This window comes from Nocardia glycosmidis, from assembly GCF_052545115.1.
In genome coordinates, this window is the sequence record NZ_JBQWRH010000034.1 from 17,037 (window position 1) to 28,431 (window position 11,395).

Genomic DNA, 11,395 nt, shown 5'->3' on the forward strand with positions numbered 1-11,395 from the left:
CCCGACCGGTCGCGAAATGAGCCACCGATGTCAGCGGACCGGCATGATCGGTCGCCTCGGCATCCTGGACGGACCAGAGGTGCTGTTACTGGACAAGGCAGCCGACCGGTTCGCCGTGACCGTGCCGACACGGCTCGGCGGCCGGATGCCGGCGCACAGTACGGCGCTCGGCAAAGCCCTGCTGAGCACACTGGAGCCGAGCATTGTGCAGGCATCCATCCGCGACCGCCTGCCCCAGTTGACCGCGCGCACCCGCACCGGCCGCGCCGAACTGCACCTCGAACTCGGCCGCATCCGCAAACGGCAGGGTGTCGCGGTCGACAATGCGGAGTCGGTTCCGGGTATCGCGTGCGTGGCCGTCCCGATCCGGGGGCGCGGTGCGGCCGCGGCGTCGGTCTCGCTGTCGGGGCGGATCAGTAGTGACCGCGCGGCGTTGGGCACCGCCCGGCTGGCGCGCATGCTGGTCGAGGTCGCCAACGAAGCGAGCTGTGAAGAATTTTCGTTCGGGGTGTGCGGGGGTGGCTGGACTGCTTTCCTGGAGAAGTCAGGATGGACAGTCCGCGACTAGGTGAGCCGGAGTCGAGAGCGATGCACCGGGTACCGATCCAACGGGGGCCATTCCGATCCGAATGGCTATGGTTTGCCGCAGGCGTGCTCGGCACCATCGCCGCGGTCGTCTGGCTGGCGCGGCCGTCGGCGCCCACGTGCGGTGCCGGCCCGGCGGCGGCTTCGACGTCGCGACTACCCGTAGTGGCCGTCGCCTTCGCGCCAGCCGTGCCGGTGGTGTCCGGCGAGGTGCCGTACTACGAGCTCGCACAGCCCGTGACATGTTCGACAATCGCGCATCGCGGTAGCGTCGGCCTGTGCGATCCGGATGCCAGGGGTCCGGCCCTGGGCGGGCGTGCTTTCGTTGTCGACGGCTGCGCCGGACGCGCTACCAGATGTCTGCCAGTGCGCCGGGCTTCAGCCCGGTGGTGAAGGCGGAGGCGACCCTCGACCGGCGCCGGACTTCTCCACGTCCTGGCTCGACCTCTTGTTCGGCCGTCCGGAAAACGGAGGGCGATAGATCGGTCTCAGGCGAGTGCGGCGGCCAGCGCACGCCCGGCGGCGCGGCCGGAGAAGATGCACCCACCGAGGAAGGTGCCCTCCAATGCGTTGTAGCCGTGCAGGCCGCCGCCGCCGAATCCGGCGACTTCCCCCGCGGCGTACAGGCCGGGGAAGGCCGTGCCGTCCGGTTTGATCACCTGTGAGTCCAAATTGGTCTGCAAGCCGCCCAGGGTTTTCCGGGTGAGGATGTTCAGCCGCACGGCGATCAGCGGACCGGCCGCCGGATCGAGGATCCGGTGCGGTTTGGCCACCCGGCCCGCTTTGTCGCCGAAATACCGGCGTGCGTTGGCGATCGCCATGAGCTGGCTGTCCTTGGTGTACTTGTTGCCCAGTTCCCGATCACGGGCCACGATCTGGCGTTCCAGGCCGTCGTGGTCCAGCTGAGGACCGCGAGCGATCTTGTTCATGCCGTCGACCAGCTCGCGCAGCGTGTCCGCGACGACGAAGTCCACGCCGTGCTGTTTGAACGCCTCCACCGGTCCGGGTGCGCCTCTGGTGACTCGGCTCTTCAGCGTGAGCGCGAGGTCCTTGCCGGTGATGTCCGGGTTCTGCTCGGAGCCCGACAGCGCGAACTCCTTCTCGATGATCGCCTGGGTGAGCACGAACCAGGAGTAGTCGTAGCCGGACTTCAAGATCTCCTTCATCGTGGTGGTGGTGTCGAAACCAGGAAAACACGGCGCGGGCAGGCGCTTTCCCTTCGCGTCGAACCACATCGAGGACGGGCCGGGAATGATCCGGATCGCGTGGTCGGGCCAGATCGGGTCCCAGTTGACGATGCCCTCGGTGTAGTGCCACATCCGGTCACGGTTGACGACGGCGCCGCCCGCCGTTTCGGTGATGCCCAGCATCCGCCCATCGACGTGTGCGGGTACGCCGGAGATCAACATAGTCGGGCAGGGGCCGAGCCGCTCGGCGGGCCAGCTGCGCCGGATCAGGTCGTGGTTGTGTCCGATCCCGCCGGAGGCCACGATCACAGCCTTCGCGCGGAACGCGAACTCGCCCACCTTGTTCCGGGAAGACGCTCGGCCGCGCTCCAGATCGGTGTCCTCCAGTACGGTGCCGCGGGCACCGACCACCGCGTCGTCGGCCACGATCAGCTCGTCCACTTGGTGGCGGAAGCTGAACCGGACCAGCCCGCGCCGCTCGGCCTCGAGCACCGGTTCGGCGAAGATCCGAACCACTTCGGGGCCGGTGCCCCAGGTGAGGTGGAAGCGCGGCACCGAGTTGCCGTGCCCGTGGGCGAGGCCGCCGCCGCGTTCGGCCCAGCCCACCAGCGGTGTCACGCGCAGGCCCAGTCGACGCAGGTAGTCCCGCTTCTCGGTGGCCGCGAAGCGCACGTATGCATGCGCCCATTGGCGGGCCCAGTGATCCTCGTCGTCGCGGTCGAACGCCGCCGAGCCGAGCCAGTCCTGTAGCGCGAGATCGTAGGAATCCTTGATGCCGAGGCGGCGCTGCTCGGGACTGTCGACGAAGAACAGCCCGCCCAGCGACCAGAACGCCTGACCGCCGAGATTGTTGCGATTCTCCTGGTCGAGCACGTGCACGGTGCGGCCCGCCCGGACCAGTTCGTAGGTGGCGACCAGGCCGGCCAGCCCGGCGCCGACCACGAGGACATCGGCCTGCGGCGCCACATCGGGACTGCTGTGCGACATATTCATCCTTCGGTTGCGGTGCTGTAGGCCAGCACGACGTGATGGAAGAGTTCGGTGCGCCGCTCACGTGCGACGCGGCTGTCCGGCTCCAGCAGAACCTGCACACCGGTGCCGTCATGGACGGCGATGAGCGCCTGACCGAGCGCGTCCGGGTCCGGCACAGTGCGGCCGCCGCGCGCGAGCGCGGCGACGATCGTTGGCATGAGGGCCGCGAGGATCGCCTCCTCGCGCGCGACCATCACCCGGCGCAGTGCGGGCGTGCGTAGCGCGTGCGCGGTGAACTCGGCGGTGATCCGGTACCAGCCGTCCTCGAGCGGCACCGCTCGTTCCAGTCGTTCGACGGCGGTGCGGACATCGTCGGTGCCGTCCGCGGCGATCTCGTCCAGGATGGCGCTCGCCCGGGCCAGCATCGCCGTCGAGCGCTGCTCCCACATGGCCAGGAACAGCTCGTCCAGCGAACTGAAGTTGGAGTAGAACGCGCCGCGGGTGAATCCGGCGCGGTCACAGACCCGCTCCACGGTGGCGTGCCCGAATCCCTCCGCGGCGAATGCCTCGTAGGCGGCGGTGAGCAGACGGCTCCTGGTTTCGGCGCGGCGGCGGGTGACCCGGGCGGGCGCGGCCTGTACGGCATCGGACGTCATCGGGGCTTCTCCTCGGGTCACCGGAATCCGCTCATCGGGTCACCCGTATCCGGGCGCTCGATACGCGAATGAACTCGATACGAAAATGTATCAGCCCTGCTCGCCGACTGGGACCGAAATCGCCGAGTAGGGTGAGTCCGACGCATCGGTTCCAGCCCGATGCCCATCGAGTGCAGTCGATCGCGTGGGGTGATCCGACGATGAGTGAGCGCAGCGAGCCAACGCGACGTACCGCCGGGCACCCGACCGCGCATGGCGGCGCGGCCGCGATGCGCTGCTGGCGGGTGCACCGGCCGGGTCCGATCGCTGCCGGGCCGTTGGTGGCGCAGCGTGCGCCGATCCCGACGCCGGCGGCAGGCGAGCTGTTGGTCCGGGTGCGCGCCTGCGGTGTGTGCCGGACCGACTTGCACGTGGCGGAGGGTGATCTGCCGGTGCGCCGTGCGGGAGTGGTGCCGGGGCATGAGGTCGTCGCCGAGGTCGTCGCGCTCGGTCCTGCGGCGGACGAGGCGGGGTTCACCATCGGGGACCGGGTGGGCATCGCCTGGTTACGCCATACTTGTGGGGAATGCAGATTCTGTCGGCGAGGGGACGAAAATCTTTGTCCGCGTTCGGCTTACACCGGCTGGGACGCCGACGGCGGCTACGCCGAGTTCGCCTGTGTGCCCGCGGCGTACGCGCTGCGCCTGCCCGCCGGTTATACCGATGCCGACACCGCGCCGCTGCTGTGCGCGGGCATCATCGGATACCGGGCCCTGCTGCGGGCGGCCGTGCCGCCGGCCGGCCAGCTGGGCATCTACGGATTCGGGGGCAGCGCCCACATCGCCGCTCAAGTCGCTGCCGCGCGTGGTGCGCAGGTGCACGTGATGACGCGCGATCACGCCGCACGCGAGCTCGCCAGCGCCCTCGGGGTCGCGTCGGTGCAGGGCGCGGCCGATCCACCTCCGGTGCTGCTCGATTCGGCGATTCTGTTCGCACCGGTCGGGGAGCTGGTGCCGCCCGCTTTGGCGGCGCTCGATCGCGGTGGGGTTCTCGCCATCGCGGGCATCCATCTCAGCGACATTCCCCCGCTGAACTACCAGCGGCATCTGTTCCAGGAGCGGGAGATTCGGTCGGTGACCGCCAACACCCGGGCGGACGCGCGCGAATTCCTGGCTTTCGCAGGCGAACACCGGATACATCTGACTACGCACGGGTACTCCCTGGATAAGGCCGATCGGGCGCTGACCGATCTCGCGCACGGACGATTCACGGGCGCAGCGGTTCTCGTTCCGTAGGTGGGGCAGGACACGATTCGGCGCTGAGCCGGTATCGGTCGGATCGCTTTCCTTGACGGGCTCCGGAGCCGTTCTTACCTTTGCGTATATAGCCGGGCAATTGTCTTTGACAACAGTCATCCGGCTCTCACAACGGCGTGAGTGTAGGTGAGTACCATGGCCATTCGGAGGGCAATTCATTTCGAAAAATGGTGTGTAGTAAGGGCGTTCGCTGTGCTGCTGCTCGCCGCCGGTTTCGGGGCGGCAACCGGGATGCACGCATGGGCTCTGCCGTGCGCCGCGGTCGACGTCGTCGTCGCCCGGGGCACCCAGGAACCCGGGTATCTGGGTTCGGTGGTGGGCGACCCGCTCTACAGCACGCTGCGACAAGCGCTTCCGGTCAGTTCGCAGTCCTACCGGGTGAACTACCCTGCGGATCTGCTCGATCCGCTCTCGGTCAGCCGGGGCACCCAGGACATGACCGACCACCTGCTGTGGCAAGCCGCGAGGTGCCCGGGCCAGCGGTTCGTCCTGGTCGGATTCTCGCAAGGGGCCGTGGTGACGCACGGTGTACTCGGCACCGGCGTCGTGACCGCGCTCGGCGGCATCCACTCGCTTCCGGTGGAGCTGGAATCGCAGGTAGCGGCGGTTCTGCTGTTCGGCGACCCGGTCCACCTGCTCGGCTGGGATGTACCCGAACGCTATGCCGGGCGGACCGGAGACTACTGCACAAGTGGCGATCCGGTGTGCGGCGGCGGCCTGCACCCGGTTACGCACGTGCACTACGAATGGGCCATGTGGCCCGCCGCGCAGTTCGCTGCGTGCCGGGTGTGAATCCGGCGACCGGGAATCCGGTCGGTGGAGGCGATCCGCGTCGCCTCCACCCCGGAAATCCGGTCTAGAATTTCCCGATTTTCCTAGCGCCGAACCGGCCTACCACTGTAGTCCGGGGACGACGCGGGCGACGCGCGCCGCCGGCGTGGGCAAGGTCATCAGCGGCATCAGCACCGGGGCCAGTACGGACAACGGGCTGCGGTCCGGCTCGGTGTCCGCGGCGGCGGGCGCGGCGCTCGCCGTCGCGCGGGTGGTCTTGCCTTGGGCGGCACGGGATTCCCCGAATATGCGGAAGCCCTGGTGCATGATCTGACGCTTGACCGACGGCATGAGCAGTTCGACCGCTTGGGCGAAGGTACCGACCGGTGTGTCGATCCGGTGCGGGCGGTCCTCCAGCGCACGGACCACAATGGCGGCGGCCTGCGCCGGGTCGGTAACCGGGAGCGAACGGTACAGGTCGGTCGGTGCGATCATCGCGGTGCGCACCAACGGCATTCGCACCGAGGTGAACGTGATTCCGGCATCCCGGTTCTCGACTGCGGCGATCTCGCTGAAGTTGTCCAGCGCCGACTTGCTCGCCACGTACGCGGCGAACCGCGGCACTTTGGTCTGCACCGCGATCGAGGAGATGTTGACCACGTGCCCGAACTGGCGGGCCCGCATCGAGGGCAGCAGGCCGAGGATGAGCCGCACGGCACCGAAGTAATTCACCGCCATAGTGCGCTCGAAATCGTGAATCCGTTCGGTGGAGTTGAGCACCGAGCGGCGGATCGAGCGGCCCGCGTTGTTCACCAGATAGTCGACGTGGCCGTGGTCGTCGAGCACGCATTGCACCAGCTTCTCGACCGCTTCGGAATCGGTGATGTCGCACGGATAGGTATGTGCCACACCTCCGTCCGCGCGCAGAGCTGTGGCGGCGGCCGCCAGGTCGTCGTGGCCGCGGGCGACCATGAGCACGGTCGCGCCGCGCCGGGCGACCGCGTGCGCGGTGGCCAGCCCGATCCCGGAGGACGCGCCGGTGATCAGCACCACGCGCCCGGCCAGCGGGTCACCCTTTGTCGACACGCGACCGCGCTGCGGATCGAGGTGATCACGCCAGTATTGCCACAGGAGTTCGGCGTAGCTGTCGAACGACGGCACCGTCAGGTCCGCGGAACGCAGCTGGGCGCGGGTGGAGTCGCTGATGAACTCGGCGGAGAACGACGTGTGGGGAGCGACCTCGGCCGGGATACCCACCTGCTCGAGCAGGAAATCGCGCACAGCCGGAATCCCGGGGATGTGCGCGAGCCGACTGAGCGCGAGAGCGCTGCCCGGCACCGTGCCGACACCGGCCGGTGCGCCTGCCGCCGCGGCGAGCGCGCCGTAGACCTCGCTGAACGGCTGCGGCCGCGGGTTCACCAGGTGGAAGGTGCGGCCGTCCAGGCCGGGACGGCGGATCAGTTCGACCATCGCGGCCGAAACATAGTCGACCGGAACGATATTGGTCGCGCCGAGATCGGGTATCGGCATCGGCAGGTCGGACGGTAGCGCACTGAGTTTCGCGATGGCGCTGAAGAAGTAGTACGGGCCGTCGATCTTGTCCATCTCGCCGGTGCGGGAATCGCCCACGATGATCGCGGGCCGGTACACCCGCCACCGCAGGCCGCGTGATTCGCGGACGAGCTTCTCGGCGGCGAACTTGGTGCGGTGGTACGGCGACGTCAGTCGCTGTCCGAGGTCGAAGTCGTCTTCGAAGAACTTGCCTTTGTGGTCGCCCGCCACGGCGACCGAGGAAACGTGGTGCAGCACCGCGCCCAGCTCGCGGGCCAGATCCAGCACCGAGCGGGTGCCGGTGACGTTGGCGGCGTGTGCGGTGTCCTCGTCGGCAGTCATGTCGTAGACGGCGCCGAGGTGGATCACGTGGTCGGCCCGCGGGGCCGCATCGGTCAGCCCGAGGCCATCGGCGGTGAGATCGCCGGTCAGCGCGTAGACCCGTTCGGTGCCACGCCAGCCCCTCGCGACCTCGGTGAACTTCGCCAGCGACGCCTCGCGCACCAGCACGTGGACGATCGCCTCGCGGTCGTGATCCAAGAGATCTTGAACGACCCGTCTGCCCAAGAAGCCGGTTCCGCCCGTCACGATGTAGGTGGTCATCGCATACTCCTGCCGTCTATTCGAATTTCTTTGTCGCTCCAGTCATCCGGCATGCGGCAGTGAATGCGGAGGGCTGTGATCCGGCCCGCGGCGACAATCTGTCGGGCCAGCAGGACGAACACCTTTGTCCTGACTTATTACTGCACAGTAACCCACGGTATGTGGCAGCGGCAAGCGAACGTGACCGCCCGCCCTGTGTAACTGGTCACCCAGTCTGTGCAGGTCAAACGCTTTGTGTTATAAAGTTTTCGGTTACCTCGATTATGGTCGAGGGTCCAGCAACTTCTGAGCGTCCGGTATGGCTACCGCCAATCGACCACCTCCAATCGGGCTACCTCTTCTCGACGCGGGCAGGTGGCGCCTGCAACGGCGGCTTGTCGCGCAGGAAGGTTTCGAAGGCGTCCACATCGGTCGGGCCGGCAGCGGTGTCGGCGCCCTCGGTGAAGACGGCGAACCCGTCGCCTCCGGCGGCCAGGAAGCTGTTGGTCGTGATGCGGTAGGTGGCGACGGGGTTCAGCGGCACGCCCGCGACGCGCACACTGTCCGCGATCACCTTCGAGCCGGCGGGAGCGGCGTCGGAGTAGGCATACGTGAGACCGGCGGTGGACAGCACCGTGGGCTTGCTGGCATTGGTCCACTGCTGTTCCAGTAGCCGCAGGATCTGACTGCCGGTCAGCGTGAGCGTGACAACCTGGTTGCCGAACGGTTGAACGGTGAAGATGTCGCCATAGGTGATCGGTCCCTGCTTCAGATCGGCGCGCACCCCACCGGGGTTCATGAACGCGGCGACGGCGGCGGCCGGGCCGGTGGTTGCCGACAGCATGGAATCCGCGATCACGTCCCCCAGCGGTGAGGTGCCCGCCGGGTTCGGGTCGTGGGGGAGCGAATCGGCAGTCGCACCCACGACCCGCTGGGCGCGCGGACGCGCCTGCTCGGCGTAAAAGTCGATCAGCGCGTTCGTTCGATCGTCCGGCGGCACGTCTCTGGACACCACCCGATTGACCGCGGAAACCTCGACGCCGCCGCGACCGAAACGCAGGGTGATGTCACTGATCAGGCGTCCGTACGAGGCCGCCTGGGTGACCACCTTGCCGCCGATGGTGCACACATAGGGCTGATGACTGTGGCCGCTGATCACCGCACGCACCGCGGGATCGAAGCGCTCGGCCAGTCCCGTGACGTTCGGTGTGATGTTCGCGCATCCGTTGTAGTCGAGCGGCGTGTCCCGCTCCGGCCGCTGCGACCCGCCGTCGTGCACCAACGCCACGATCGCCTCGGCGCCCACTGCCTTCAGTTCCGGCACATACCGGTTGACGGCGGCGGCCTGGTCGCCGAAACGATATCCCCGAATACCTTCGGGCAACACGATATTCGCGGTATCGGTCGTGACCGTCCCGACCACGCCGATCTTGTGCCCGCCGATGTCGAGCAGGGTCCACGGGCGCAGCGCGGGCGGCAGGTTGCCTTGGGCGTCGGTGACATTCGCGGCCAGGTACGGGAACCGGGCACCGCTGAACGGCGCGCCGGGAGAACAACCGTCCAGAGCGCAGCCGCCCTGTTGCATCCGAGCCAATTCCCGGACACCGTTGTCGAATTCGTGATTGCCGACCGCGGAGGCGGCGACTGCGATGTTGTTCAGGAAGGTGATCGTGGGCTCGTCGTGGAACAGTCCGGAGACCAAGGGGCTCGCGCCGATGTTGTCCCCGGCCGCGAGTACCACGCTGGCCGGATAGGCGGCTTTCAGGCGCGTCAGATGGGTGGCGAGATAGGCCGCGCCGCCCGCGTCGTATCCCGCGAGCTTGCCGGTGGACCCGCTGGGCGGCTGGAGGTTTCCATGCAGGTCGTTGAAGCCGAACAGGTGTACCTCGTCGGGTCGCGCAGGACGCAGATCGTTCGTCGAGATCAGCGGCACGGTCGGTGGCGTCGACGAAACGGAACCCGGGGGCGGATCGGACGGTGTGCCACAGCCCCCGATCAGACCGACACCAACAACACCGGCAAGAATCACCGCGATGTGACGGCGCGCTCTCATACCAAGACTGTCGCATGTCTTGCGCGTCGGCGCACGATAAGCCGGAAACCCCGCGCCGCATGGCAATGCGGCGCACACGGCGGCTATTGCGCGGCCGGGAACTCTTCGGCCAGCGCCTGGAAGACCGCGGTATTCATCGCGAACGCGCGCCTGCCCTCATCGAGCACGCGGCGGCGCTCCAGATCATCGAGCGGAAGGCGGTCGAGCAGGCCGCGGTACTCCCGCTTGAACGCCGCGGGGTTGCCGACGCCGTCGAAGACGTAGAAGCGGACACCGTCGCCGCGGTGCGGCAGATTCCACAGTTTCTCCGCGGTGCCGCGGATGACCTGCCCGCCGGACAGATCGCCGAGGTAACGGGTGTAATGGTGGGCGACATAGCCCGCGGGCCAGTCGCGGGCGCACTCGTCGATGCGCTCGGCGTAGGCCGCGGTCGCCGGGAGCGGTTCCAGATCGGTGCGCCAGTCGGGGCCGATGAGATGGGCGAGGTCGCGCTCGAGTTCGGCGGTGCGGGCGAGTTCGCGCCGGATGAACGGTCCGGCGGCCGGGTCGTCGGCCAACGTGTCCCAACGCCGCTCGAGGGCGCGGTAGATGAACCAGAGCTGACCGGTGTAGCGGTGGTAGGAGTCGACGCCGAGCGCTCCGCCCAGCATGTCGCTCATGAACCGCGAGTTCTCCGCCGCCGCATGCTGACGCGCGGTGGCGGCGCGGATCTGCGTCGAGAACGGGACTGCCTCCGACATGCCGAACCACCTCATTTTCGGACCGGGGCCGCTGGCGCGGTCGGCAGCTGTGACCGATTTGTTCAGAGGATACCGGTCGGCCACTGGGCGCGCAGTCACCTCGCGCGGCTCATGGCGTGGGCGCCGATCGGCGGCGGCGGCGCACGATCGGGCGTCGCAGTGAACCGAACCGGCGCAGTATTGGTGGCCTGCGCACCGTGCGGTCGAACCATTCGCCGAGGGTCACGCCGGCCGCCAGCGCGCAGCCGATGCCGAACGCCGAGAGCAATTGATTGGCCCCGATCAGCAGCTCGTCGTTGAGTAGGGCGTAGAGACCGCGGTAGACCTTGAGGCCCGGTAGCAACGGGGTGATGCCCGCGACCGCGACGACCAGCGGCGGAGTCAGCGCCCGGCGGGCCATCAGACCACCGGCGAGGCCGACCAGCGTCGCGGCGACGCCGGTGGAGATCACCGGACCGAACCCGGCGCTCTGCACGAGCACGAAGCAGATGGTGCCGGCGGCGCCACTGCCCGCGGCCGCGGCGAGCGCGCGGCGTTCGGCGTAGCAGGCGAGCGCGAACGCCAGCGCCGCCGCAGCGCCGGCCACGATCTTCACCGGTAGGTCGGTGATGTCGCGGGCGGAGGTGAGGTAGACCGGTGGCACTGTTGCGCCGACGAGATCGGCGATGCGCAGCGTGAGCGCGATGCCCGCGATGATGGCGCCGGTCATCATCATCACCTCGAGCATGCGGGCCGTCGCGGTGATGGGGGCACCGGTGATCGCGTCCTGCACCGCGCCGACCAGTTGTAATCCACTGAGCAGCACGGTGATTCCCGCCGCGATGATCAGGGTGGGGTCGACGTCGATGTGCTGCCGTGCGGCGAGGCTCGCCAGCACGACCGCCGGGATCGCCGCGATCGCGCCACCCGCCATGTGCTGGAAGAAGAACGGCAGTCCGTAGCGATTGAGGATGCGGCCGGGGGGGGGGGGGGGGGGGGGGGGGGGGGGGGGGGGGGGCGGGCC

General features: G+C 68.4%; 9 protein-coding genes. 3 read left to right on the forward strand and 6 right to left on the reverse strand.

The features are described from left to right. Positions 1–16: 16 nt before the first annotated feature. Positions 17–568, forward strand: a complete 552-nt coding sequence (locus tag ACT86A_RS26905) for an IclR family transcriptional regulator (protein WP_508104373.1) — start codon at positions 17–19, stop codon at positions 566–568. A gap of 505 nt (positions 569–1,073) precedes the next feature. On the opposite strand, the gene ACT86A_RS26910 is transcribed toward ACT86A_RS26905, so the two are convergent. Then, complete coding sequence (locus ACT86A_RS26910) at positions 1,074–2,759, reverse strand: FAD-binding dehydrogenase (protein ID WP_445095023.1); 1,686 nt, start codon at positions 2,757–2,759, stop codon at positions 1,074–1,076. Positions 2,760–2,761: 2 nt separating this feature from the next. Continuing rightward, the gene (locus ACT86A_RS26915; protein ID WP_445095024.1) at positions 2,762–3,400 is read right to left on the reverse strand and encodes a TetR/AcrR family transcriptional regulator; all 639 of its coding nucleotides are present in this window, start codon (positions 3,398–3,400) and stop codon (positions 2,762–2,764) included. A gap of 269 nt (positions 3,401–3,669) precedes the next feature. Here ACT86A_RS26915 and ACT86A_RS26920 point away from each other — a divergent pair, with 269 nt between their 5' ends. Next, complete coding sequence (locus ACT86A_RS26920) at positions 3,670–4,674, forward strand: zinc-binding alcohol dehydrogenase family protein (protein WP_445095031.1); 1,005 nt, start codon at positions 3,670–3,672, stop codon at positions 4,672–4,674. A gap of 156 nt (positions 4,675–4,830) precedes the next feature. After that, the gene (locus tag ACT86A_RS26925; RefSeq protein WP_445095025.1) at positions 4,831–5,487 is read left to right on the forward strand and encodes a cutinase family protein; all 657 of its coding nucleotides are present in this window, start codon (positions 4,831–4,833) and stop codon (positions 5,485–5,487) included. Between the two features lie 99 nt (positions 5,488–5,586). On the opposite strand, the gene ACT86A_RS26930 is transcribed toward ACT86A_RS26925, so the two are convergent. The 4 genes from ACT86A_RS26930 to ACT86A_RS26945 form a co-directional block, all read right to left on the reverse strand. Beyond that, positions 5,587–7,620 carry an SDR family oxidoreductase gene (locus ACT86A_RS26930; RefSeq protein ID WP_445095026.1) on the reverse strand — a complete coding sequence of 678 codons (2,034 nt, stop codon included), beginning with the start codon at positions 7,618–7,620 and terminating at the stop codon, positions 5,587–5,589. 331 nt (positions 7,621–7,951) lie between these two features. Next, on the reverse strand, positions 7,952–9,652 hold the full coding sequence (locus ACT86A_RS26935) for a bifunctional metallophosphatase/5'-nucleotidase (protein ID WP_445095027.1): 1,701 nt from the start codon (positions 9,650–9,652) through the stop codon (positions 7,952–7,954). Positions 9,653–9,735: 83 nt separating this feature from the next. Next, positions 9,736–10,392, reverse strand: a complete 657-nt coding sequence (locus ACT86A_RS26940; RefSeq protein ID WP_445095028.1) for a biliverdin-producing heme oxygenase — start codon at positions 10,390–10,392, stop codon at positions 9,736–9,738. A gap of 109 nt (positions 10,393–10,501) precedes the next feature. Beyond that, positions 10,502–11,395 (reverse strand): threonine/serine exporter family protein (locus ACT86A_RS26945; RefSeq protein WP_445095029.1); only part of this gene is annotated, 894 nt, incomplete at its 5' end.